This is a genomic window from Hoeflea sp. AS60 (assembly GCF_038900115.1).
In the GTDB taxonomy this organism is placed as follows: Bacteria; Pseudomonadota; Alphaproteobacteria; order Rhizobiales; family Rhizobiaceae; genus Hoeflea.
The window spans coordinates 14319-38702 of the sequence record NZ_JBBMQP010000003.1 but is presented as its reverse complement, the minus strand read 5'-3'; the positions used below and the strand labels follow the sequence as shown (position 1 = coordinate 38702).

The window sequence follows — 24384 nt, the reverse complement described above, 5'->3', positions numbered from 1 at the left end:
TCGGTTTCAGGAAATGAATGATACGAATGGGCAGGCGTCAGAAAAGCACCCCGGTCTCGAGATGCGTCCGGTCGACCGATGGCTGCGCTATGTCACGTTATCCCTCATGTTCATCGGTACGGCACCAATCCTGCTGGATATTGCGCAAGTCAAATTCTTGCCATCACCCGCTTTCACTGAGGCGAGTAGATTCGTTGCGTATTTCTTTGCGGTTAGTGTGGCCACCGGGTCGATGTTTGTTTTCTGGTTCACAAGCACTCCCAAGCGCTGGTTAAGTCAGTGGACCGGAAAACCGCCATCGGACTCCAAGTCTTTTTTCAGCAAATTGGCCTTGCCATGTTTGTTGGCCTTTTGCGCCTCAATGGTGGTGACGAACGTCTATCCGATGCTCCGCGCAGCATTGAGCGGCGAGGAGATCACCTTGGGATATATCATAGCAAGGGTACACATCGGACAGGTCAAAGGTTGCTCGGACGGAGCTCAGCTTCAGTCCCTGCGGTTCCTGCCTGACAATGTTTGCGGCATCCCGAAGCCCCTTCGCCGGCAGCTTGAGCCCGGAACCCGGATCGAGCTTACCGGTTGGGGCACAGAGGACGGGCTCTTCTACAACAGCATCAGAATAGTCGAAGGCAATTGAACCGGACTACCCCACCGCGACATATTCGCGCAATTGAATATATTCTGCTGGAAATCCCCGCCCATCCGCATGACATCTGCATCAAAGCCGCCCGCGTCCCGCGCGCGGCCATCTCACGCCGGAGCCTGTCGCGATGGAATTGCTTGCCCAGATCCTCAACCAGTTTTCCTGGCCGATCGTCATTATCCTGTGTCTGACGCTGGGTCTGGCGCCTTTCTTTCCAGAACCGCATATCTGGGAGAAGCTGAAGATGCTGGCGTCCGGAACGCTGTCGAAGCCGATCGACATTTTTGACCTGTTGATGCACGCCACGCCGTTCCTGATCGCCGGGCTCAAGCTGGCGCTGACGGTGTACCCGGTCAAATAGGGCCTGATCCCCGCGCGCTTTTTCCTTACGCGCGAAACTCGTGATGCCGCCAGGCGTCGCTGACGGCAGGGTTCTCGAGCACGCGGCCCACCAGCGCCTTGATCTCCGGCGTGTTCTTGGCGGGATCGTACCAGTCGGCCAGCATTGCCGCGTAGACATCGGTGATCGTCATGGTCTGGCCGGTGAGAAACGGGCCTTGAACCACTGCTGCGAGCTGGGCGAAATCGCGGTCCATGTCGAGAGCTGCCTGGCTCCGGATCGCCTCGGCGGCCTCGGGCGCCGGGTCGGCGGTGTGACGCTCGGGGTAATAGTAGCGCAGGCAGGCGGGGTAGATGTTGGTGGCCATGAAGATCAGCCACTGCACCGCCTTGACGTGACCTGACCTGCCGCGCGGCGGCAGGAGCCGCGCCTCGGGGAACATGTCGTCGAGCGAAATCAGGATGGCGGCGCTCTCGGCGATCACCGGACCGCAGGCGAGCTTGAGAACAGGCACCTTGCCGGCCGGGTTGAGGGCCAGGAGTTGCTGCCTTGCCTGCTCGTCCGCATCGTCAACCCGGACTTCGTCAAAGGCTACGCCGATCAGTCGCAACGCTGCCTCTACCACCATCGAGCCCGAGCCCGGTTTCCAGTACAGCGTGTATCCGCTCATGTGGTCGTCCCCCGTCTGCTGCGCATGCATCTGTCATGGCAGCATCGGGGCACATCGGCAAGGCGGAGCGGAGCAGGGGGGAGCGTGTGAAACGCCTAGTTGGTCGGCATCACGAAAACCTCGCGCACGGTTGCGCGCGGGTCAGCGTCGAGCGCAAACACCACGGCATTGGCGATATCCTCGGGCTGCAGCTTGTCGGGCTTTGCCTCATCGAAGAAGGCGGTGTTGACCATGCCGGGCGCGATCACCGTGCAGCGGCCGCCCCATTCCTTCATCTCTTCGGCCAGGTTGCCGGCATAGCCATGCACGAACCATTTTGACGCGCCATAGACCGAGCCTGCGATATGCACCCGGCCTGCCGCCGAGCCGGTCATCACCATGTGGCCCTTGCGCTGGCGCAAATGCGGCATCGCTGCCTTGGCGGTGTTGAGCAGGCCCTTGATGTTGACGTCGACAAGCTTGCTCCATTCCTCCGGGTCGCCATGTTCGGTGCCGGCTGTCTGCACGCCCATGCCTGCATTGGCGAAAGCAGCATCGACGCCGCCATAGGTGTGGCGCAGCATCGCCAGCGCCTGGTTCTGATCATCCATGCTGGTCACGTCGCCGGGCAGCGCCAGCGACCGGTCGCCGAGTTCTTCGGCCAGTTCGTTGAGCTTGTTGTCCGAGCGGGCAAACATCCCGACATTCCATCCGGCCAGTCGTGCGGCGCGGGCGGTTGCTGCGCCGATTCCGCTTGATGCGCCGGTGATGAAGAGGGTCTTTGCGGTCATGGGTCATGCTCCTTGGTAAAGGTCTGTTGCCTTGCCAACGCAAAAGGGCCCAAGCCGTTCCAATTGAATGAAACAGCGTGACAGGTCCAAATCTCCGGGCAGGCAAAATTCGTGAACAAATTGTCGTCATCTGAGCTCTTCACCCTTGTTTCGCCTGATTTTCTGCTATGCATCGGCTGATGATCGATACCAGCAGATTCAGGCTGAACGCCTTGAGCGCGGGAGTGCTTCTCTCGCTGTTTCTGCATGGGCTGATCGTAGCCGCATTGCTCATCGACCTGCCAAAGCCGGAGATGGAAGCCGAACCCGAGGAACAGGTGGTCACCGTGACCATCGTGCCTCCGCCCGAACCTGAGCCCGAACCCGAGCAGCCCGAGCCCGAACAGCCGACACCAGAAGAGGCTGCACCGGAACCTGAGACGCCAGAACCTGAGACGCCAGAACCTGAGACGCCAGAGCCGGAAGCCCCAGCCCCCGAAGAGCCTGCGCCGGAAGAAGCTGTGCCGGAGCTCCCGGCTGCCGCAGCCGATGCAAGTGAAGGCGAGGGCGTGCCGATCCCGGTGCTCAGGCCGGTGTTCCAGTTTGGCGAAGAGGATGCCGGGCCGGAAATTGCGCTCGATGGCGGCGCCAGCGCAGCGCCGGCCGAGGAAGCGCCCGTTGAGGAGACACTCGTCGAAGAGCCGCCCGCTGAAGAGCCGCCCGCAGAAGAACTGCCAGCCGAAGAATTGACTGTCGAGGAGTTGCTGGAGACGCCACCACCGGAGCCTGCCGCGGAGCCCGAAGCCGAAACCGCAGTGCAGGATCAGCAGCCAACCGATACTCCGGCGGATCAGCCGCCAGCCGATCCTGCCCCGGTGCTGGCGATGCCGGACGACATCACCCTGCCTGATGCCGAGCTGGCCGGGGACACGCCCGGCGCTCTGCCAGACGCTGCCGCCGAGACCGAGCTGGCGTCGTTGCCCGAAGACCCCGCTGATCCGGCATCCGCCGTGCCCGAGCCAAAACCTGCCGAGCCGGCAAAGCCCGCAGCCAAAGTCATAGAGCCGCCAGCCGACCCCCGGCCAGCAGACAACGCGCCTGCCAGCGACAATGGCTTGCCCGGGGTGCGGCAGCTGTCTTCCAGCGTCAACACCGGCCGCGCTGTTGCGACAACCGCCATGCGCAACATGCCGCGCGATGCACGCGGCAGCCAGCTCTGTACAACCGAGTTGCGCGAGCAGTTGCGCCGCGCGCCCGAGCCCTACCAGCCCGAATTGCTGCCGTCCTACCGTCTTCCCGGCGGCAATGTGCTCTCAGTCCCCAAAGCCGCCTTCCGCGCCCGTGGCATCTGGTACGATCTGAATTTCCGCTGCACCGTCGATGCCGATGCGCTCAGGGTCGTGGACTTCACCTTCAAGGTCGGCAACGCGATCCCGCGGTCACAGTGGCAGGCAAGGGGCTTTCCGTCCTATTGACGGGTGCGGGCGGGGGCTTGCACGTGCTCCAATCTCCCCCGCAATGGGGGGAGATTTGGCTTCGCGCAGACCGAATAGGTCCTTTGCAAAACGGACCGGATGGGGCGTTTACACCCCGAAATTCCGAAAAATCGCCCGACTTTTTCCCCACCCCCCAAACCTCATGCCACACTTCCCGTGCTCCCGCTGCCGGATGGATCGCGAACGTATCGGACCAGGCGGGAGGAATGCCCTTCAAATCTCACCTTAACGTGCGGCGAGGCTTGAGGGGAGGCGGTGACCAGTGTGGCTCCGTCGGCGTTCCCGGTCTTCGCAAATGATGACCCGGGTTCAGTCGGCCACCGGGACGTCCTCGCAATCCGCAATCGCCTTCGGGCGGAGGGGCGGATTGGACAGCGGACCGGGTCTGTGGCGGAGGTTTGCTCGTTTCGCCTGTCGCGTTCAAGCGGGTTCGCTTGAACGATAACGGACAGGCGGTCTTAAGACGCGCAGATGCTTCGTGCCGGAAACCGCGCAAGACATGCTTCGACCACTTCCCTTGTCCAGGGCAGGCGTTTCGAAGCGGTGACTGCCTGTCGGATGCGGACATCATCCGGCGAAGTTCGGGCCCGCGCGCGGAATGCGCCACCCAAACTCATACTTCATTCAGAGGTGCAGTCCGCGCGCGGCCCTCCGGAGCCCGAATTTTTTCCACCCGCCGGCGAAATGTCACCGGCGGAGGATTTGGCGTGAGTTCAGCAACGCCGACGATCTCTCGACAGATGCCCCGGCCTGTCGGGCCGGTCAGAACCGCTTGATCAGGCCCAGACGCAGGTTGTGGGACTGGAAATCAACCTTGTGATTGAACGATCCGCCAGCGGTAAACGAGGATGTACCGCTGATCGCCCTGGGGAAATAGTTGAACACGTAATCGCCGCGCACCGCCCAGCCTGCGTTGAGCTGATGGGTCAGGCCTGCGCCGAGTGAAAGGCCGATGGCGGTTTCTGATGCATCAAGCCGGGCGACGGTTGTCGCGGGCGAAAACGTATCGCGAAAGGCGGCCGAATACTTGATGTTGGCGATCACCGGGCCGGCAGAAACATGGACGAGAGTCGAGCCGAATGAATAGCCGATCTTGGCCCGCATGGCAGCGGAAACGCTGGAGCGCACCGTGGTGTCCATGAAGAAATCTCTGGGTGTGTTGAGATACCTGACCGCACCGGAAGCCCGGGTCTCCTTGAAATTGCTCAGCGTCAGGTCGCCTTCAACGCCGTAGGTGTAACGGTTTGACTGCATGTCGTAGCCGAAAATCATCGATGCACTGACCGCATCGCCGCGGATATTGCGGTTCAGGACAGAATCCAGCAACGCCAGGTTCTGGGTGACAAAATAGGTTCCCTGAACGGTGGAGGAGTTTGGATTGCTGACACCATTGAGCCAGCCAACGGCTCCACCGAGATAGAAGCCACTCCAGTCGCCTGCGGTGTCGATATCTTCAGACTGCGCCGCTGTTGCCATAAACGCGGCCATGCTGATGGCTGCGGTTGCCCTGATGATATGTTTCACTGGATTGCTTCCTGTCGATGCTGGGTGATTCGTCGGAGAAATCCGACCCGGAATCTTAATATCAGCCATAATTAATGGTGCAATTGCTAATAATGCACGGTCAGAAAGCACTGATGTAGAATAAATACCCGTTGGCTGGAACGACTGGCTATCCATGCCCGTTCTCTTGGTACACGCCCCTTGCCCGATGCTGTCCGCATGTGGCACCTGTGGGTAACCGACTTTTGATACTGGAGCCTTCCATGAGCCGAGATGACACCGCCGCCCTGATCCGCCGCTATCTTGAAGCCTTCAACGCCAAGAGTTCGGATGGCATGCTCGACTGTCTGTCCGACGACGTGGCGCATGACATCAATCAGGGCGGGCGCGAGATCGGCAAGGAGAAATTCCGCTGGTTCAACGCCAAGATGACCCGGCATTATGACGAGGAACTCGGCGACATCGTCATCATGGTCGATGACAGCGGTGGCCATGCGGCGGCGGAGTTTACGGTGCGCGGCACCTATCTTTCCACCGATGAGGGCCTGCCCGAGGCCAACGGCCAGCGCTACACGCTGCCAGCCGGGATCTTCTTCGAGATCGACGACGATCTGATCAGCCGGGTGACGATGAGCTACAATCTCACCGACTGGATCGCGCAAGTCAAAGCCGGCTGAGGTTTGCGTTTGATGGCCTCTAAGTCCGGTCTGAGTTTCTCGCTTCTCACGGCTGACGAGGTCGAGTTGGCGCTTGAGGATCTGGCCCGGCTCAGGATCGCGGTGTTTGCCGACTGGCCCTATCTCTACGATGGTGACGCGGAGTACGAGGCGCGCTATCTGGTTCGCTTTGCCGCTTCGCCGGGCGCAGTGGTGGTGGCCGCACGGGATGGCAATGGCCGCATGGTGGGGGCGGCAACGGCCGCACCGCTGTCAGACCACGCGGATGAATTCGCTGTACCTTTCGCCCGTGTCGGGCTTGATCCCGACGCCTTCTTCTATCTGGCTGAATCGGTGCTGCTGCCCGAGTATCGGGGCCAGGGGGCGGGGCGTCAGTTCTTCGAAATGCGCGAGGCTGCGGCGCGCGCGCAGGGCTTCGAGCACACTGTGTTTTCCGCGGTGGTTCGGCCTCATGATCATCCGGCCCGGCCCGAGGCCTACGTGCCGCTCGACGCCTTCTGGCGGCGTCTGGGGTATGAGCCCTATCCCGGCCTGCTGGCTGAATTTTCCTGGCGCGACATCGGCGCGTCCGCCGAAAGCCCCAAGCCGCTGCAGGTCTGGGGCCGGGAACTCTGAAGCGCGGTTTCCCAAGCGATGCCGCAAGCGCCCGGATGGGCCGTGATTTTCATGAACACAGGATGAATGACCAGTTCCAATTCGGTTCAGGCGAGGCGGATTAGTGTGGGATCAATCGAACGGGACAACCGGTCGAGACAAGAGATCCAAATCAGGGACACCCACACAGGCGCCAGGCGCCGCCAAATCTGGAGAACAGTCATGAACACCTTCATCCGCAATGCACTCGCAGCCCTCGTTGTCGCCACAGCCGGCATCGCAGCTTCCGCCCCTGCCGCCAACGCCGGCGGCATCGGTTTCGAATTTTCGATCGGCGGCCCCGGCGGCGGTTTTGTCGTCCGCGATCATCGCCGTCATGGCGGTCGCGACCGGTTCGAGGGCCATCGTGGTGGTCGTGACGTCTGCCGGCCACACCGCGCCGTGCAGAAGGCCCGCCACATGGGCGTGCGCCGCGCTGATGTTGTTCGTGCCAATCACCGCCGTGTCGTCGTCAAGGGCTTCCGCCATCACCGCGCTGTCCGCGTTGTCTTCGCCAACCAGCGCAGCTGCCCGGTCATCGCCTTCCGTCGCTAGTCCGAACGCAATCGGACACACCGAAACCCCGGGGGTGCCTCCCTCCCGGGGTTTCGTTGCGTTCTGAGATGGCCGTGGGCGACGGTGTGACCGAGGCCGCCGGTCCACTTGAACACCGAGCCGGTTGAACAAGCATGAATGCACCATGAACGGGTGGTTCCGCTTCGGTTCAGGTGGGCGGGACTAAGGTCATATCAATCGAACGGGGCAGCCGGTCGAGACAGACACCAACCACCCCCCGGGCGCACACCACGCGCACACCACGCCACACCAGGAGACAAAGTCATGAACCGCTTGCTTCGCACCACACTCGCCATCCTCGTTGTCGCCACCGCCGGCGTCGCAGCTACCGCACCCGCCAATGCCGGTGGGCTGGGTTTCGAACTCTCCATCGGTGGCCCCGGTGGCGGCATCGTCATCAGCGACCGTGATCGCCGCGGCGGCGGGGACCGGTTCGACGGAAGGCGCGGCGGCTTCAACCGCTTCGAAGGTCACCGCGATGCCTGCAACCCGAACCAGGCCGTTAACAAGGCCCGTGACATGGGTGTACGCCGGGCCGACGTCGTCCGTGCCGGTCGCCGCAATGTCGTGGTCGAGGGCTTCCGCCATCACCGCCCGGTGCAGGTTGTTTTCGCCAATGAGCGCAGCTGCCCGGTCATCGACTTCCGCCGCTGATCCGGGACCTGTAACCGGATACAAAAAGACCCCGGGGGAGCCTGCCTCCCGGGGTCTTGTCATGTCTGAACTCAATTTGTCCCCGCGCGCGAATAGCGGGGTATGATTGCGTATTTGGTCTTACATCTGGCCTACTGGGCGATTTCCCAGGTGACGCTGACGGTGACGCGGTATTCGTTTTCGCCCGAGGCCATCGGCACTGAATCGGCCGATTTGGCCGACATCGCCATTTCGGCGCGCATCATCGGCACCGGCGGCGCGGAGTAGGAATTCTCCGAAACCTGGGTGATGCGGCCAAGAGTGACGCCCAGCGCTTCGGTCATCGCCTTGGCCTTGGCTTTGGCCTTTTCAATGGCATCAAGGCGCGCGCTCTCGCGGATGGTGTCCTGGTCGTCATTGGTGAACACCACGTCGCCGCCCTGGTTGACGCCGAGGCTGACCGACGTGTCGAGAATGGCGCCGAGACGGCTCAGGTCACGGATGCGCACAGTCAGCGTGTTGTTGACGGTGTAGCCGACAATCTTCGGCTCTTCCGTCTGGCCATCCTTGTTGTTGGGGTAGACCCAGCGCGGCTGCACCGAGAAGGCGCCGGTCTGCAGATCGCGCTCGGCAATGCCTTCGGCCTTCATCGCGGCGAGAACATCCGTCATCGCCTCGTTGTTGGCGTCAAGTGCTGCGCGCGCCGTCTCGGCTTCGCGCAGAACGGTGAGCGAAATGACCGCCATGTCGGGCGCAATTGCAGCCACGCCTTCGCCGGAGACGGATATCACGCCGGGCTCGGGCCGCTTTGCCTCATCGGCGAAAACCGGTGCGACGTGAGAAAACATCAAGGCTGAAAGCGCGCCGGCAGCAAGCATGCGGCGGCGGTTGGTGAAAACTGAGGTCATGAAAAACTCCGATCTTGTGTCAAATGTCCCGTCACCGGATCTAATGGCGAGGGAATGTGGACGGATTGCGGCGACCGGAGAAGTGGCAGTCAGCCAGCAGTTTCGCAAGCCGCGACATCGCATTTCGCCGCATCTTTGGCTGGGCTGAATTCGGGCGCCGTTTGATCGGCTGCCATGGCTGCGAACGCGCCACGGCACGGCTTGTGAAGGCAGATGTTTTGGGCTAAACCGCCAACGTCCGGACGGCAAGTCCGGCGGGGGATAGTGCCCGCAATTTTCAAAATTGCGGCTTTCGCGCAGCAGCAGACGCCGTCGTGAACCTCCGGGCCTGTAGCTCAACTGGTTAGAGCCGTCCGCTCATAACGGATTGGTTGGGGGTTCGAGTCCCTCCGGGCCCACCACAGCTTTCCCCACGTTCGCAGGGTCTCCAGAGAGTCGAAAATAATATCGCATTTTCAATGACTTGCGCGGCAACTCCGCAAACGCTTGGCGGAGAGACGCAGATTTCGGGCGATTTCCGCGGGATTTCCTCGCCCAGTCTCTGCAGGCTCCTTTCCTTGCCCAAGTGTTTGCGGAGACGATGGTCGCCGATTGCTGGCTGATGCGCTGCATGATTGTGATTGTCAGGCCGTGAGACCGATGAGCGCCGATTGCGCGGCCCAAGAATTGGGCAGACCGGTGATGCGTGAAAGACGCTGGGCATTAAGCTCGACCGGCTGTTTGCCGGTGAGAATTGCATCGACGATTGCGGGTGACAGGAAGGCCAGCGGCAAAAGCCGGCTGACTTCGGAAAAATCTGTGCCATGCTCGGTTGCGATCTGCGCCATGCTTTTGGCCGAACCATCGGTGAGTGCTGCGAAATAGCTGTTGGCCCTGAGGATGAGATCAACCAGCGCGGCGTCGGGCGCTCGCGATGCTGAGTTGCCGTTGGAGAGGATCAATCGCGATTCCACCCCACGGCGCCGCATCGACAATGGCCGCTCCAGGATCTCGATTGGATCGGTGTCCGATTCAGATTGGACGCTTACCTCACCTAGCAGCCATTCTACGAGTTCACGACGATCAAGATCCAACCGGATCCAATTCGGCGCCAGTGTGATGCTGCGAAACAACTTCGTGGTGGTGGAACGCTTCGATGCCGATGTCAGCCCATTCCACTCGTCGCGTCGTTGTTCTGCCCTGTTCAGAAGTTCGTGCAAGCTGTCTGTCGGACACCAGGGCTCTGTCCATTTCATCAATTGGCTGCTGTTGGCAAGGATCTGGTCGAGTTCGTGGCCGACGATGCGGTCGAGCTCTAACGCGGGGATTCGCCAGCCGGTACCATCCTCATCATCTTTGCGGGTTTTTGTGATCAGCCTGTTGGAGACATAATAGCGGTAGCGCTTGCCGTGTCTGTTGGCGTGGGTCGGGCTGAGCCGATCACCAGTCTCGTCGAACAGGATGCCGGTCAGCAGATGGATGTCTTTCAGGTTTGTCGCATGACCGCGATCCGGTGCCTGAGTTGCCAACAAATCCCGCACCGTCTCAAACAGCTGCGGGTCGATGATCGGTTGCTGTTCGCCTTTGTAGATCGCGTCCTTGTGCCGGATCTTTCCGACGTAAATCGGATTGGAAAGCAGGCGGTGGAGAAAAGTGCGCTCAAAAATCCCGGCGCCATAAGGTTTGCCATTCCGCCGAAGAGTCCTCGGCGTGGTCAGCTTCAAACGGGTTGCTTCTTCGGATAGCAGTCTGACGGATTTCAGTTCGCAGTAGCGGCTAAACAGAAGCCGGACAGTTTTGGCCTCATCCTCGTTGATAAGCAGTTTGCGGTTTTCCACCCGGTAACCAAACGGTACCGCACCTCCCATCCAAATGCCTTTCTTCTTGGAGGCAGCGATCTTGTCACGAATTCGTTCGGCGGTGACCTCGCGTTCGAACTGGGCAAATGACAACAACACATTCAGCGTCAATCGGCCCATCGACGTGGTGGTGTTGAAGGCTTGGGTGACAGCGGCAAACGAGACATTCTTGGAATCGAGGATGTCGACGATCTTGGCGAAGTCCATCAGAGAACGGGTAAGGCGGTCGATCTTGTAGACGACGACGACATCGATCCGGCCCGCTTTAATGTCTTCGAGCATGCGCTGCAGGGCAGGGCGCTCCATGGTGCCGCCGGAGATGCCGCCATCGTCGTAGCGGTCTGGAACCAGTTTCCAGCCGAGGCTTGCCTGGGATGCGATGAAGGCTTCACAGGCTTCGCGCTGGGCATCAAGCGAGTTAAAATCTTGATCTAGGCCCTCCTCGGTCGATTTGCGGGTGTAGACGGCGCAGCGTAGACGTGGGGGAGTGCTCATTGCCCGAAGAACCTCGGACCTGACCATCGGGTTCCTGTTATCCGTCTGGCGATGGCAGACAGCGATCTATAGGTCTTTCCGTCGTGGATGAAGCCGTTCTCGATAACCTCGATGACGTGGGTTCTGCCGTTCCATTCGCGGACAAGCCGAGTCCCTGGGTCGAGCTGCTTGCGGGACAGAATGGCAGTCTGCTGATCCGCATGATTGCCCCTATTATGCGACTGAACGTTGTCAGCTCCGGCGCCGGATACAATCTCGCCAGCAAGCGCGGCAGATTTGGCGGCATGTAGGCGTCGCATGAGCCGCCTCGTATCAGCGGATAGTCCGCCAAGCCGCTTGGATTGAAGCTGCCACGCTGCAGAGCGTTCGAGCAGTGCACGTTTCACCCCTTTTGGAGGCGGACAGCCATGTGCCCGCACCCATCGGTCGGCGAGATCTTCCCGCGAGAGAACGCCAATCGCGCCGATCTCCAGTTCGAGTGTTTCGTTCGGGTGCATGAGGTTCACTCCGCTCCTGCTTCTGGTCCAGCCAGCCGATAGCGTCGCTTGCCGTCCTTGCCTATGTCGCTGGTCAGGGGGAGGCCGAGCTTCTTCCTTACCACCCCTGACAGAAATCCACGCACCGAATGGGCCTGCCAGCCAGTGGCCTCCATGAGCGCTTCGAGGGTGGCGCCATTCTTAGCCCGGAGTTTTTTGAGGACTATATCTGATTTCGACGCAGTCGATTTAGCCGAATTAGTCACTTTGGCCGCCGTCTTGGGGGCTGCCCGCCGACGTTCGGGCTTCTTGGCAACTGTCGATTCAGTGGCAGGTCCACTGTCTCCGATTCGTTCGGCCTCGAAGCTTGGCTTATCGTCTGGATTGATTTGCGTCATTGAATTTTTCCTCAGGCCTGGCGCCGGCCAATCCGACGCTCGCACTGAGCAAAACCCGCTCAATGAGCAGGTGGTAGGGTCTTGTGCCCCGGGAGCCGGCTACTTAGACCCCAAGCGGTTCGAACAGCAATGCTTGCTTTGCGCGGCAAGTCCACTCGGGAGTTGGGATACTTGGTAGGTATATGTCAGCAGCACTACAGCACCGCATGGGCTCGCAAAAAAAAGGCCCGCCTTCAACGCCAGCAGTGGCGGCGAAACCGCGCATGCACTAACATTAAGCACAGATCACCGCATTGGAGCACGCGGCCTTGTTCCGTGTTAACCTTAAGAATCAACGTACATTGAGCGCATTTTAGATGAACTATAGACACGCCTACCATGCAGGAAACCATACCGAGGTGTTCAAGCACGCAGTTCTCGTTCTGATTCTGGAGCATCTGTTGCAGAAAACGCAACCTTTCATGGTGCTCGATACACACGCTGGAATAGGTCTGTATGACCTAGACTCGGAGCAATCTCAGTGCACCGGTGAGAAAATTAATGGCGTAGAAAAAATCAATGAGGTTGGTATTCCATCTTGTCCGCGTTATTTCGATATCATTAAGTCAATTAACCCGGGTAAGTTCAGGTACTATCCTGGCTCCCCCGAGATTTCATGTCGCATGCTTCGTCCGACCGATAGGTTGATCGCCTGCGAATTGCATCCCGACGACGCTATCCAGCTTGAAAACAGATACCACTTTGATCAGCGTGTCACAGTTCAGAATAGGAGTGGATATGATGCCATTAACGCTCTACTTCCGCCACTCGAAAGACGAGGCCTTATTTTTGTCGATCCACCATTCGAACAAAAAGACGAAGTTCAAAGCATGATATCCGCCCTGAAAAAGGGGCTACGCAAATGGTCTACGGGTATTTTCTGCCTATGGTACCCAATCAAGGATTCAAAAATAGGTGACGCGCTGGCGGATGCTGTTGTTATTGCTCAGTATCCAAAGTCTTTGCGAATTGAATTCCTTCCGTTCAGGAAAGACGGAGTGAATTTGGCCGGAAGCGGCATCATTATTTGCAATACTCCATGGAGAATGGATGAAAAAGCTACACTTCTTTGCCGAGATATAGCTTCGAAATTAGGTGGGGGGAAGGGAACATGGTCGATCAAATGGCTGACCGAAGAAAGAGCACCTCAATGAACTCGATCGTTCGGCTGGATCTCATCTTCAGTCATCGCATGAATTGCTACCATAAGGTCACGCAAACGATAACACATGGCGATATTCTTACTATTATAGCATTTTTCCGCGCGCTCGTCCAAAAGTTCGAGAGCTAATTCCGGTCCGTAGCGCCTCATCATCCGAACGCCACGAAGCCAGGCCGAGCGCCGAATTCCGTAGTCATGGAGTCGCGATTCATCGTTGACAATTAGTTCAACGGAAACCTCATAATCTCCAAGGTCGTAGGTCGACTTTTCTCGCTTCATGCGCTGCTCGTCCTAGCGGTGTCACAATAATATTGCAGTGTGTCGTCCGAATGTGAACTCGTAACGATTAGCCATTCAAGCTACTGTGTTTTCGGTAGAATCACAATCGGCAAAGCCACTATGACAACTGCAACAGGACTGCGGAGAGGAATCCTAAGCCTCTCGAACGAATTGGGGAAGTCGGGAGAATTTAGTCCTGTACACATTTTGGGTGCGCGCGCACGGCGTGTAGCTTTGGAGTTCTGATGCCAGATGCACGTCGTATGTCCACAATGACTCCAACTGTACCTCGTCGTCTGCCACGACATCTGAAGGAAAATTTGGCACTTTGCGCGTCTTATCCTGACCAGGTTTTGTTCCTAGATATCGAGACGACAGGTCTCAGCCATTACTACGACGAAATCACAGTGGTTGGATGGGCTTATAACGGCAAAGCCTCGACCTTTGTTAAGGGTGATGATCATCGCAACCTATTGGCAGACGCACGTCAGGCGAAAGCGATGGTGACTTTCAACGGCATTCGCTTTGATCAGCGTTTTCTTCGACAAGAATTTCCAGACGTTCGGTTGCCGGAAACACATATTGATCTGATGTACCTCTGCAGGCGCGTGGGTCTTACCGGTGGCCAGAAGTCGATTGAAAAGCAGCTTGATCTGGATCTTCGCACTGACCTCTCCGACGTCGATGGATTTGCAGCTGTTCTATTGTGGCATCGTTATTTGAGGGGCGAAATCGGTGCTCTGGAAAAGCTGGTCCGATACAATCGTCTTGATATCGCAGCCATGGGAGCAATCTTCGATCACGTCTGGGGGCAATTTGAAATTCAGCCGGACCTTTTTACTCAAGCGGTCGGTTTCTTTAATTGGTCCGCACCCGCTGGTTGGCAGGATTTGCCGAAGTTTAATCCGGCGGGAGGCCACCTGACAAAGGCGCCTCACTTTGAGGACGTTCTGGGGCGAGGGCCTGCGGCCAAGGCAAAGATTGTCGGAATTGATCTGACTGGTTCGGAAGCACGGGGTACAGGTTGGTGTGTCCTCGACGGAAACAATGCCACGACCGCAACGCTATTTTCTGACGAGGATATTCTAACGCGCACTCTGGAGGCTAAGCCCAAGCTGGTGTCCATTGATTCTCCTCTGTGCTTGCCGTTCGGTCGGGTGACCGTTGAAGACTCTGATCCTGGAAGAGACCTCTATGGCATTATGCGACAATGCGAGCGGGAACTGAAAAGGCGCGGTGTCAACGTATACCCTTGTCTGCTTCCAAGCATGCAGAAGCTAACCGCCAGAGGAATGAAACTTGCCAACACGCTCCGACAAAGCGGGGTCGCTGTAATCGAGAGCTATCCGGGGGCAGCACAAGACATAATGCGTATCCCTCGCAAAGGCGCTGGCATTGAATGGCTGAAGCTGGGTCTCCATGGTTTTGGTATCTCGGGTGACTATGTTGAAAATACCGTGACCCATGACGAACTTGATGCAATAACATCGGCTTTGGTCGGCACGTTCCATATGGCAGGATTGACTGAGGCTCTGGGCACGGAAAACGAACCGCCTTTGATTATTCCGAAACTTGACGCCGTTGCGAATCCGATAGTTGTCGGAGTAAGCGGCCCAATTGCTGCGGGAAAAACGACGTTTGCCGAAGAACTTCAGTCGCTCGGCTTCTCATACACTCGGTTCAGCCTGGTGATCGATGATATGTTGCGCGAAAGCGGAGTCGAATTGACGCGTTACAATCGTCAGGAACTGGGACGAGAAATCAATGCGACTGGGCGTCAACGGTGGCTGGCCGAAAAGACCATACAGCGGGTCTCGGGCGGCGTTGCGATTGTGGTCGATGGCCTGCGCTTTCCCGAGGATCACGCATATCTCGTGGAACGTTTTGGAGCCAATTTCCATCACATCTATATTGAAGCCACTGAACGTGTAAGAAAGATCCGGTACCATGAGCGGATGAGTGACGGGAATTTTGAGCAGGCTGCAAAGTCAGAGGTTGAGGGTCGTGTGGGAGAGCTGCGGTCGCTGGCTCACGAGATTTTCGTCAACGACTCAGATAAATTAACACTCAAAAATCGCGCGAGTGAGCTTGCAAGTAAACTGACTGAGGGGAAATCATGCCTGTTTCAATCGTCGTAGGGGGCCAGTTTGGCTCTGAAGGAAAAGGCAAGGTCGCTTTGGAAATTGCCCGCAGAGCTAAAGGGCCTGTGACCGTAATCCGTGTTGGCGGGCCAAACTCAGGTCATACTGGGTACGATCGTAGCGGTAAGAAGTGGGCTCTGAGGCAGATGCCGGCGTCGTGTATCGACAAGAACGTAGATGTCGTATTTCCGGCCGGGTCTTATATCGATGTCGAACTCCTGCTATCTGAGATTGAAGAGCTGCAGTATCCCAAAGAACGTGTATTCGTAAGCCCGTACGCTCGAATCATTCTACCAGAACATAAAAACTGGGAAAGGGAGGCGGGACTAACGGGCTCTATCGGTTCGACGGGCTCTGGTGTCGGCGGCGCTGTAATGGCGTCAGTGGCTCGTGAAGCCGCAAATTTCCCGCTTCCTTCTCCCGATGCGGCACACTTTGCTCCTCTGCAAGAGTTTGTAGCCGACGTGGCCACCTTGCTGCGTAATCAGCTAAATATGGGCTTTCGTATCGTGATTGAGGGTACCCAAGGGTTTGGGTTATCATTGCTTGACGGTGGATATTGGCCGAAGGCCACCTCGCGCTGTACTACTGCTGCGGGTGTTCTTGCTGAAGCAGGGCTAAGTCCAAGGGACGTTGATGACGTAACCATGGTGATACGTTCGTTTCCGATACGAGTTGCCGGGGAATCAGGCCAGCTAACTAACGAGACGACCTGGGAAAAGATCGCTGCAAAAACCGGAAAGAATGACATCAGAGAGTATACAACAGTAACTAAAAAGCTTCGCAGAGTTGGACATTTTGATTCTATGCTCGTAAGAAAATCTATCGACGTAAATTTACCAAATCGAGTTGTATTAAATCATTTGGACTATATCGGTGAATCATCTGATATTGGTCGATCTGAGAGTCAAGTAAGGCGTTTTATTCTGGGTATTGAGGCCAGTATTTCGCGCAAAGCAGATTGGTTGGGATTTTCGCCTTTTGACGTAATTGAGCGTCAGGAATGTTTAGCATGACTCAGAGTGTAGTCGCAGCCACCGAATGGTGCTCTCTTACAAGAGAGAGTGCTTCTGAGCTTGCCAGTGCGCACAGATACAAAGCGGATCCTCTTGCCAAAAAGAAAATACCGCCGTCATTATTATCTGCGGAGCATATCAGAGAGTATGTTCTTGCCACCGGACTGATCAGCCCGTTTTTTGAGGGTGGGAAGAAAAAGCGGCGGCTTAAGAAAGCATCGTATGAGGGGCGTATTGGAAGTGTTGCTTATACTTACGAAGAAAGAGTACTAAAGAAGGTTCCGTTTGAAGGCGAAAAGCTGAAAGTAAAGGCAAACTCCATCGTCTTTGTAGAGTGCGATCTAGATTTTAGATTGCCGGAATACATTGCTTTGCGCTTTAATCTTCAAATTCGACATGTTCATCGAGGGCTTTTGCTCGGCACGGGTCCTATCGTCGATCCTGGATTTTGGGGAAAGTTGTGCATTCCATTACACAACTTGACGTCTGAAGATTACTATATCCCTCTGGAGGAGGGGCTGATTTGGGTGGAATTTACCAAAACCACTTCGACTGTTTCTGGTGACGCGGCCATTGGTGCAGATGCAAGTACATCTGAGTTCTGGGATATTACAGAGTTTATACAGAAAGCCGCAAAAGAAAATGGGAATGGTAAGTTAATAGAAATTCAGAGTTCGATTGACAAAGTCGTAAGCGACTCTCGAAAGGACGCAATTTCTGCACGAAACGACGCTTCAATTGCTAGAAAGTACACTGCAAAAATATCATGGGCTGCGGGTTTAGCGATCTTGGCCGGATTTATTGGTTTGGTAACACTAGTCTATACGCAGTATTCATATAACGTATCGCAATTGGCGCTGTACAATAATTACATTTCAATTGCGGAGAAAAGGCTTGAAGATGCGCTCGCGATGAATGAATCGTTGAGTAAGAAGGCAGACGAATTAGGCATTAAATTCGACCAATACGCAGAATTAGAGAAGAAAATTGCTGAAATGTCTCAGATGATTGCCTCGCTAAGCAAAGATAATGCCTCCATTCGACAAGAAATCGCCAATATATCTGCCGAGAAAAGGCCATAGTGGGATTCGCGCAAGATTATCCCTTCACGAGGCGAAGTCTATTTTGGCCATCAGTGAATGCTGGTCCACTCGTTGCAGCCACAATTCCAAACAGCAGATTTGAAATTTCCCTTTCAGGGAGAGATAGTACTCTCGCTATATGGGATGTGGATACGCCCTCGGCCCATAGCGCCGTCAGGATTTTTCTACAGACCTGAGATGTTTCCTGTTCCATAGCGTCGGGTTCGTTTTCCCGGCCGAGTTTATTCAGTTGAATATAATTGCCGCGATAGTGCCATTCGGAAATCAGTTCGTTCTTACTAAGCGCATAATTTAGCGCCGCCGCTGAAACTCCCCATCGCTTTTTCCATTGGATGATCTGCCGCAAAAATTGGGCTCGCGGGAGCTTGGCTACCAGATCATTCGGTGGAATCAGAAGGGGAGCAGATCAGAGGGCATGCCCCCTCGGTTCGTCAAAGTTTGTAGACGTAACGTGCAAATCCCGGTTTCCCGAATTCTTGCGGCCTGACCTGCTCCCCTGAAACGTCCTCGAATTGAGGTTAGTCTGTTCCTACTGAAGGAGACAGACGATGAAACGATCAAGGTTCACCGAGGAACGGATCATTGGCATTCTGAAGGAGCACTAGGCAGGGCTGGGTGCGAAGGAGCTATGCCGAAAACACGGCGTCAGCGACGCGACCTTCTATAAGTGGCGCGCGAAGTTTGGCGGCATGGAAGTATCGGATGCCAAGAAGCTGAAAGCGTTGGAGGCTGAGAACGCCAAACTCAAAAAGCTGCTGGCGGAGCAGATGATGGATGTCTCGACGCTGAAGGAAATGCTGGGAAAAAACTTCTAAGGCCTGGTGCGCGGCGGCGTGCCGCGAATTGGGCCATGACACAAAAGGGATACCATCAGCGGCGAGCCTTTGCTTTGGCGGTTATCGATCCACGTGTTTATCGGCGGCCGCCAACACGGACGGAAGATGCTGAGCTACGAGCACGGCTGAAGGATTTATCGTCTGAACGACGGCGGTTCGGCTATCGGCGTCTGCATGTCTTGCTGCGGCGTGAGGGGTGGCAAGTGAACTGGAAGAAGCTGTATCGCCTCTACAAGGAGGAAGGGCTCACCGTGCGCAAACGTGGCGGACGGAAGCGTGCCTTGGGCACCAGAGCGCCGATGGCAATCCCGCAGGGTCCGAACCAGCGGTGGAGTCTGGACTTCGTATCAGACAGCCTGTCGTGTGGTCGCCGGTTCCGCATCCTGAACGTGATTGATGACTTCAGCCGGGAATGTCTGGCCGCTGTTGTCGATACATCACTGTCGGGCATCAGGGTCGCGCGCGAACTGGACCGCATCGCGGAGATGCGGGGCTATCCCTGCATGGTCGTCAGCGATAACGGCACCGAGCTGACGTCGAACGCGATCCTGAAGTGGCAAGAAGACAGCAAGGTCGAGTGGCACTACATCGCGCCAGGAAAGCCCATGCAGAACGGCTTCGTTGAAGGGACTATCCAGAATCTTGTGCTCGGGCCGGTTTCATTCATACGCTCTGAAGCGTTCTTCGAAGAGAATGGCGAACTGGTTTTTCGCCTCGACCCATTCGCGCGGCGGCCGTTTCCAGTCCTCGGCCGCGTTGCTGAGAACCAGATATAGCAGCTTCATGGCGGCGTCGTCATTGGGGAAATGGCCCCGTGTCCTGACTGCCCGGCGGAGCTTTGAGTTCAAAGCTTCAATTGCATTCGTCGTATAGATGATCCGGCGAACGGCCTCGGGAAAGGCGAAGAATGGAACGACATGCTCCCAGGCCCGCCGCCAGCTCTGCGCGATCGGAGGGTATTTCTGGCCCCATTGGCTGTCTTCGAAGGCATAGAGCGCTTCCAGGGCGGCCGTCTCATCGGTGGCGCGGTAGACGGCGCGCAACTCTCTGGCCACCTCCTTGCGGTCCTTCCAGGAGGCAAACGACATCGAGGCTCGGATCAGATGGACGATACAGGTCTGGACGACGGTCTTGGGGAAAACGGCGGTGATCGCGTCCGGGAAGCCTTTCAACCCGTCCACGACGGCGATCAAGACATCGGCGATGCCACGGTTCTTGAGCTCAGTCATCACTCGCATCCAGAACTTGGCCCCCTCGGTCTGCTCGATCCAGATGCCAAGAACTTCCTTGGTGCCGTCCGGTTGGATGCCAAGCGCGATGTAGACGGCCTTGTTGCGGACGAAGCCCTCGTCGCGGATTTTGACCCGGATCGCATCGAAGAAGATCAGCGGATAGCAGGCTTCCAACGGACGGGCCTGCCATTCCTTTACCGCCTCCATCACCGTGTCGGTGATCCGGGAAATCAGTGCCGGCGAGGCGTCGACGCCATAGATATCCTCCAGATGGCCCTGTATCTCCCGAACCGTCATGCCGCGGGCGTACATCGAGATTATCTTCTCGTCGAAGCCCGGAAAACGGCGCTGATAACGGGCGATCAGCTGTGGATCAAAGGTGCCGGCACGGTCGCGCGGAATGTCCAGCGGCACCTTCGAGCTTTCCGTCTGCACCGTCTTCGGTGAGGTGCCGTTGCGGCGGTTCGCCTTGCCCGAGCCCTGCTCGTTCTCCAGATGCTGGTCGAGCTCGCTGTTCAGGATGCGCTCCGCAAGCGCCTTCTTCAGATCGTCAAGCAACCCGTCCTTGCTGAAAACCTCTTTAGGGTCGCGGTCGCCAAGCAACTGATCCAAAATCTGTTTCGATATGGCCATGCGATGATACTCCTTTTTCCATCATCATGACCCGAAGCACAGAATTCGTGACAGTCCCTCGTTGAATCCTTCAATGGCCGGATGCGCGACGAACTCTTGAACGAGCACCTGTTCGACAACCTACGCCATGCCCGTAATCTGATAGCGGAATGGCGTGACGATTTTAACAATCACCGCCCACATTCAAGCCTCGCTGGTTTGACAACACGGGAATATGCTAATCGGTCAAAGGAATACCAAAACCTGAACAGGGCTAACTTATAGACGCGGACTCCATGGGGAGCAGGTCACATCGGCTAAATGAGCTAGGGATGCATCATTCCATCGCAGTAGTACAAGTTGAAATATGCCAGTATCTCAGGTCGCAAGATGTGCGTGGTAGTACCCACGCCATCTTGGTAAGGGAGGCCCGCTGCGCGCCTCCCGGCCTGTGGCACTTTCTCAGCCTTGAGCCTCGAAACGCCAGCCAACCGTTTCGCCGGTTGATCACTCACAAGGAGACTTCGCTCTCCCTGCACCCATCGACGTGAAGGGTGTATCGCTGCCCCTCACGGAACCCACTTGCCGAGCTTGGAGATTTCCCTCCCCATCGGCACCAAACCCTGGCCAAACGTCTGGCCGTCCGTTCGCCAGTCGGTGGAGCCTTCGAGCTCCCCGACGCCCCATGACCCAGGGGCATTTAGCGCCCCTTTGGAACCCTCGATCAACCCTGCGCGGATTGAATGCGGCCAGTGCTTACGCACACTGGACCACGCAGTTCAATAATCTCCGTTTCTGTGAATGACTTGCTTGCGTGCGGTAAGGTAATCCATGTAACCTAACCGCGAAATGGCGCAGCGACGTCAGTGGGAGGCTCGTGAAACTTAGTGCGTTAAAGAAACAGCTACAGGAGCACCTCGGTGACGGGCTCGTCCTTGTGATTGGTTCGGGGCTCTCTTGTGCCGAAGGTGTTCCAGGCATGGGAGCACTTGGCCATCACCTCGTCACGACCCTCCCGGCCAGACTTTCCGAGCAAGACAACAATCTATGGGAACAGATTCATCCGCTGATCTCAACGGTTGGGCTTGAGGCGGCGCTCCTTAAACACACCCCTACAGAGTCTTTGGAGGTCGCCATCGTCCAAAGCACAGCGGATTTTATCGCTGATGCCGAAGCGGCAATTATCGCCGACATATTCACCCATACGAAAACTCTCCGCCTTACCAAACTTCTTCCTTATCTGCTCCAACCAGATACGGGCATCCCTATCGTCACGACGAACTACGATCGCCTCGTCGAACTTGCGTGCGAGGAGGCCGGCCTCGGCGTGGACACGATGTTCTGCGGCCATTTCGCGGCGAAGCTAGCGCCGCTAGACAGTCTGTGGAGCTTTTGCCGTAATGCAAAGTTAGTTGCGAAGATCGTTCGATTTAAATGGGCGCCCAAAGCGAATGTTTTCAAGCCGCACGGTAGCCTTGATTGGTATCATCGGGAGGGCAATCCGGTTCGCTATGCTGGCACGCTTCCGCTACCCCGGCTAATTATCACGCCGGGGCTGAATAAATTCAGAAACGGGTATGAAAGCCCTTTTGATAAACACCGCGAAAAGGGCAACGATGCCATCGATAAAGCTCGGCGTTTTCTCATTGTTGGCTACGGGTTCAATGACGACCATCTAGAGACCCACCTCACACCCCGCATAAAATCAGGCGTAAAGACCGTAATCCTGACCCATATGCTTTCTCCAAAAGCTAAAGAAATTGCGTTGGAAAACAAAAATGTGGTGGCCATCGAATATCGCGAAGTGGCCGAGGTGCAAGGTGCGAACATCATATTTGAAGGCAACGAGTTTTTTTCTGCTGATATTGATTATTGGGACTTGGAGGGATTTGTTAAGGGGGTACTATCCGCATGACTGGCGCAGCGCTTGAATTTACAGAGAACGACCAGATTGGTCGCGTGGCGGGTGTTGATACCAGCCGCGTGGCTATAGATGTTACTAATTCCGAAATGCTCACCCGCGTTGGGATAGGCCAGTTGGTCGCCATCAAAGGCGCGACGCAAGCTGAATATCTCATTGCGATGACCGATCGGGTTACACGGTCGCTTCGCGAGGACTTGCCTGACCCGGAGGGTGGCGGGTTCGCAGCCCTTACCGTGTTACCATCCGATCACATGCAGGCATTTGTCATCGGCACGTACCGTACGGTGGACGGCGACAAAACTAACACATTCAAGCGTGGGGCCGATAGCTTCCCTCAAATCGACCGGCATTGCTTCGTTATTGAAGGTGGAAACCTCCAACGTTTCATGGGCATCCTTGGCGAAGGATTTCCTGACGACGAGCGTTTGAAACTGGGGACATTCGTCGCCGACCGCAGTGCGGAAGCAATCGCCAGCGGGGATCGGTTCTTTCAACGGCACGCCGCGATTTTGGGGAGTACCGGATCGGGTAAGAGCTGGGCCGTGGCACTTATTCTCGAAAGAGCTGCAAAGCTAAAATACCCAAATATTATTGTGTTCGACATGCACGGCGAATACAAGCCTCTTTCCGACAAGGACAACGGCGGCTTTGCTCAGCGCTTTCGAATTGCCGGTCCCGGAGATCTCGCCGCGTCAAAGGATGACACGCTGTTTCTGCCGTACTGGCTGCTGAACAGGGATGAGATGCTGTCGATGATTTTAGATCGCAGCGACCAAAACGCCCCGAACCAGGCGTCCCGCTTCACCCTTCATGTCCGTGATTTGAAGGGCGGAACGTTGGATGCATCCGGTAAAACAAAGGTCAAAGAGACCTTTACCGTTGACTCGCCGATTCCTTACAAAATCTCGGACCTAGTGAACAAACTCAATGAGGATAACACGGCAAAAGGCGTATCTGCCGCCACAGGTAAAGCCGTTACCGGAGATTGGGAAAACAAGCTCACGCGATTTATCTCACGCCTTGAGGCAAAACTTGATGATCGCCGCTACGGATTTATGTTCGCGCCCCCTGCGGAGGCATTGGACTATGGTTGGCTCGCCAAGCAAATCGTAAAGCTACTGCGCGCAGATACCGGAAACGGCATCAAGATCGTCGACTTTTCCGAGGTTCCTGCGGACATCCTCCCGGTAGTCACGGGAACGCTCGCGCGTCTATTATATGACGTACAATTCTGGATGAACGCTGACGCGCGTACGCCGGTCACGCTCCTCTGTGACGAAGCGCATCTGTATCTGCCCGTCAAAGATGACGCCGATGCAGTCCAGAGGCAGGCGCTATACTCGTTCGAACGGATCGCGAAGGAGGGCAGAAAGTATGGGTTCTCGCTGCTTGTAGTAAGTCAACGACCCTCGGATGTGAGCAGGACGATCCTTTCACAGTGCAATAATTTTCTCGCATTGCGGCTAACAAACGATAGCGATCAGAATGTCATCAAACGGCTAATGCCGGACTCTCTTGTTGGCCTTACCGCGATGCTACCATTGCTCGATACTGGCGAGGCACTGCTTTTGGGCGATGCCGTTCTATTGCCGACGAGGATAAAGCTCGATCAACCCCAAGTTCAACCTGACAGTGCTACCCGAGATTTTTGGAAAGAATGGGGCGCGCTTCAACCGGACGAGAATCTTTTGGAAGCGGCGGTTGAATGTTTGCGGAGCCAAACGCGCGCATATTGACTCCGTCTCGGCCTAACAAGACTGCACAGACCGAATGTTTAGCGAGTGTGTCGATGCGGTCGCATAGCGGGATCTATCAGGACTGATCTCGACGTTGGCAATGGATTACTTCTACTAAGATGGCGTTGATGACGGACCAAAGTACGGTATGCTTGATAGAAAACGAAAGAACTGAAGTAATCCGGGAACTGGGGCGGGGAATTACGTGCCTCAGCTGTGGTTCTTATCGGGGAAGCTGACGATCTCCCAATAATTGGCGGTCAGAATCT

Annotated in this window: 22 protein-coding genes, 1 tRNA gene and 2 pseudogenes; 16 read left to right on the top strand and 9 right to left on the bottom strand. The window is 56.5% G+C overall.

Annotated elements, in window-relative coordinates; all coding sequences use genetic code 11:
* Positions 1–13: 13 nt before the first annotated feature.
* Positions 14–637, top strand: a complete 624-nt coding sequence (locus WNZ14_RS19310; RefSeq protein ID WP_342870313.1) for a hypothetical protein — start codon at positions 14–16, stop codon at positions 635–637.
* Between the two features lie 133 nt (positions 638–770).
* Entirely contained in the window at positions 771–1004 is a 234-nt protein-coding gene (locus tag WNZ14_RS19305; RefSeq protein ID WP_342870312.1) for a hypothetical protein, read from the top strand.
* 25 nt (positions 1005–1029) lie between these two features.
* Here WNZ14_RS19305 and WNZ14_RS19300 read toward each other — a convergent pair whose 3' ends face one another.
* Both WNZ14_RS19300 and WNZ14_RS19295 read right to left on the bottom strand, forming a co-directional pair.
* Complete coding sequence (locus tag WNZ14_RS19300; protein ID WP_342870311.1) at positions 1030–1653, bottom strand: glutathione S-transferase family protein; 624 nt, start codon at positions 1651–1653, stop codon at positions 1030–1032.
* 95 nt (positions 1654–1748) lie between these two features.
* Positions 1749–2423: an SDR family oxidoreductase gene (locus WNZ14_RS19295; RefSeq protein WP_342870310.1), complete on the bottom strand. Its 675-nt coding sequence runs from the start codon at positions 2421–2423 to the stop codon at positions 1749–1751.
* Positions 2424–2602: 179 nt separating this feature from the next.
* On the opposite strand from WNZ14_RS19295, the gene WNZ14_RS19290 reads away from it, so the two are divergent.
* On the top strand, positions 2603–3877 hold the full coding sequence (locus WNZ14_RS19290) for a DUF930 domain-containing protein (protein WP_342870309.1): 1275 nt from the start codon (positions 2603–2605) through the stop codon (positions 3875–3877).
* A 783-nt stretch (positions 3878–4660) separates the two neighbouring features.
* Here WNZ14_RS19290 and WNZ14_RS19285 read toward each other — a convergent pair.
* Entirely contained in the window at positions 4661–5422 is a 762-nt protein-coding gene (locus WNZ14_RS19285) for an outer membrane beta-barrel protein (protein ID WP_342870308.1), read from the bottom strand.
* 242 nt (positions 5423–5664) lie between these two features.
* Between WNZ14_RS19285 and WNZ14_RS19280 the strand changes: the two genes are divergently transcribed.
* The 4 genes from WNZ14_RS19280 (at position 5665) to WNZ14_RS19265 (ending at position 7941) form a co-directional block, all read left to right on the top strand.
* The gene (locus WNZ14_RS19280) at positions 5665–6078 is read left to right on the top strand and encodes a ketosteroid isomerase-related protein (RefSeq protein WP_342870307.1); all 414 of its coding nucleotides are present in this window, start codon (positions 5665–5667) and stop codon (positions 6076–6078) included.
* 12 nt (positions 6079–6090) lie between these two features.
* A complete protein-coding gene (locus WNZ14_RS19275) occupies positions 6091–6693 on the top strand; it encodes a GNAT family N-acetyltransferase (protein ID WP_342870306.1) in 603 nt (200 codons plus the stop codon).
* Positions 6694–6894: 201 nt separating this feature from the next.
* Positions 6895–7266, top strand: coding sequence for a hypothetical protein (locus WNZ14_RS19270; protein WP_342870305.1), 372 nt, complete (start codon positions 6895–6897; stop codon positions 7264–7266).
* Positions 7267–7551: 285 nt separating this feature from the next.
* Positions 7552–7941, top strand: a complete 390-nt coding sequence (locus tag WNZ14_RS19265; RefSeq protein ID WP_342870304.1) for a hypothetical protein — start codon at positions 7552–7554, stop codon at positions 7939–7941.
* A 131-nt stretch (positions 7942–8072) separates the two neighbouring features.
* Here the strand turns inward: WNZ14_RS19265 and WNZ14_RS19260 are convergent, their stop codons facing one another.
* Positions 8073–8828 (bottom strand): SIMPL domain-containing protein, encoded by a 756-nt coding sequence (locus tag WNZ14_RS19260; protein WP_342870303.1) that lies wholly within the window; start codon positions 8826–8828, stop codon positions 8073–8075.
* A gap of 324 nt (positions 8829–9152) precedes the next feature.
* On the opposite strand from WNZ14_RS19260, the gene WNZ14_RS19255 reads away from it, so the two are divergent.
* A tRNA-Ile gene (locus WNZ14_RS19255) sits at positions 9153–9229 on the top strand.
* Positions 9230–9451: 222 nt separating this feature from the next.
* Here WNZ14_RS19255 and WNZ14_RS19250 read toward each other — a convergent pair.
* From WNZ14_RS19250 to WNZ14_RS19240, 3 genes are read right to left on the bottom strand one after another with little or no spacing between them, the layout of a single operon-like run.
* The gene (locus WNZ14_RS19250) at positions 9452–11161 is read right to left on the bottom strand and encodes a recombinase family protein (protein ID WP_342870302.1); all 1710 of its coding nucleotides are present in this window, start codon (positions 11159–11161) and stop codon (positions 9452–9454) included.
* A complete protein-coding gene (locus WNZ14_RS19245) occupies positions 11158–11658 on the bottom strand; it encodes a DUF2924 domain-containing protein (protein WP_342870301.1) in 501 nt (166 codons plus the stop codon). Before WNZ14_RS19245 ends, WNZ14_RS19250 begins: the two co-directional genes overlap by 4 nt.
* A 5-nt stretch (positions 11659–11663) precedes the next feature.
* Entirely contained in the window at positions 11664–12035 is a 372-nt protein-coding gene (locus WNZ14_RS19240) for a DUF3489 domain-containing protein (protein WP_342870300.1), read from the bottom strand.
* Positions 12036–12433: 398 nt separating this feature from the next.
* Between WNZ14_RS19240 and rlmJ the strand changes: the two genes are divergently transcribed.
* Positions 12434–13228, top strand: a complete 795-nt coding sequence (rlmJ, locus tag WNZ14_RS19235) for a 23S rRNA (adenine(2030)-N(6))-methyltransferase RlmJ (protein WP_342870299.1) — start codon at positions 12434–12436, stop codon at positions 13226–13228.
* Here rlmJ and WNZ14_RS19230 read toward each other — a convergent pair.
* Positions 13222–13515: a hypothetical protein gene (locus WNZ14_RS19230; RefSeq protein ID WP_342870298.1), complete on the bottom strand. Its 294-nt coding sequence runs from the start codon at positions 13513–13515 to the stop codon at positions 13222–13224. The two genes, rlmJ and WNZ14_RS19230, sit on opposite strands and share 7 nt — an antisense overlap.
* Positions 13516–13760: 245 nt before the next feature.
* Here WNZ14_RS19230 and WNZ14_RS19225 point away from each other — a divergent pair, with 245 nt between their 5' ends.
* From WNZ14_RS19225 to WNZ14_RS19210, 4 genes and pseudogenes are all read left to right on the top strand, one after another.
* Positions 13761–15653 carry a ribonuclease H-like domain-containing protein gene (locus WNZ14_RS19225; protein WP_342870297.1) on the top strand — a complete coding sequence of 631 codons (1893 nt, stop codon included), beginning with the start codon at positions 13761–13763 and terminating at the stop codon, positions 15651–15653.
* Entirely contained in the window at positions 15632–16672 is a 1041-nt protein-coding gene (locus tag WNZ14_RS19220) for an adenylosuccinate synthetase (RefSeq protein WP_342870296.1), read from the top strand. Before WNZ14_RS19225 ends, WNZ14_RS19220 begins: the two co-directional genes overlap by 22 nt.
* Positions 16669–17754, top strand: coding sequence for a hypothetical protein (locus WNZ14_RS19215; protein WP_342870295.1), 1086 nt, complete (start codon positions 16669–16671; stop codon positions 17752–17754). The genes WNZ14_RS19220 and WNZ14_RS19215 overlap by 4 nt, the downstream gene beginning before the upstream one ends.
* Before the next feature lie 569 nt (positions 17755–18323).
* Positions 18324–19237, top strand: a pseudogene (locus WNZ14_RS19210) (IS3 family transposase); the annotation flags it as partial.
* Between the two features lie 33 nt (positions 19238–19270).
* Here the strand turns inward: WNZ14_RS19210 and WNZ14_RS19205 are convergent.
* Entirely contained in the window at positions 19271–20476 is a 1206-nt protein-coding gene (locus WNZ14_RS19205) for an IS256 family transposase (protein WP_342870294.1), read from the bottom strand.
* A 60-nt stretch (positions 20477–20536) separates the two neighbouring features.
* Between WNZ14_RS19205 and WNZ14_RS19200 the strand changes: the two are divergent.
* From WNZ14_RS19200 to WNZ14_RS19190, 3 genes and pseudogenes are all read left to right on the top strand, one after another.
* Positions 20537–20740 (top strand): annotated as a pseudogene (locus WNZ14_RS19200) (transposase); the annotation flags it as partial.
* 592 nt (positions 20741–21332) lie between these two features.
* Positions 21333–22370, top strand: a complete 1038-nt coding sequence (locus tag WNZ14_RS19195; RefSeq protein ID WP_342870293.1) for an SIR2 family protein — start codon at positions 21333–21335, stop codon at positions 22368–22370.
* Positions 22367–24115 (top strand): ATP-binding protein, encoded by a 1749-nt coding sequence (locus WNZ14_RS19190; RefSeq protein WP_342870292.1) that lies wholly within the window; start codon positions 22367–22369, stop codon positions 24113–24115. The genes WNZ14_RS19195 and WNZ14_RS19190 overlap by 4 nt, the downstream gene beginning before the upstream one ends.
* Positions 24116–24384: the final 269 nt, after the last annotated feature.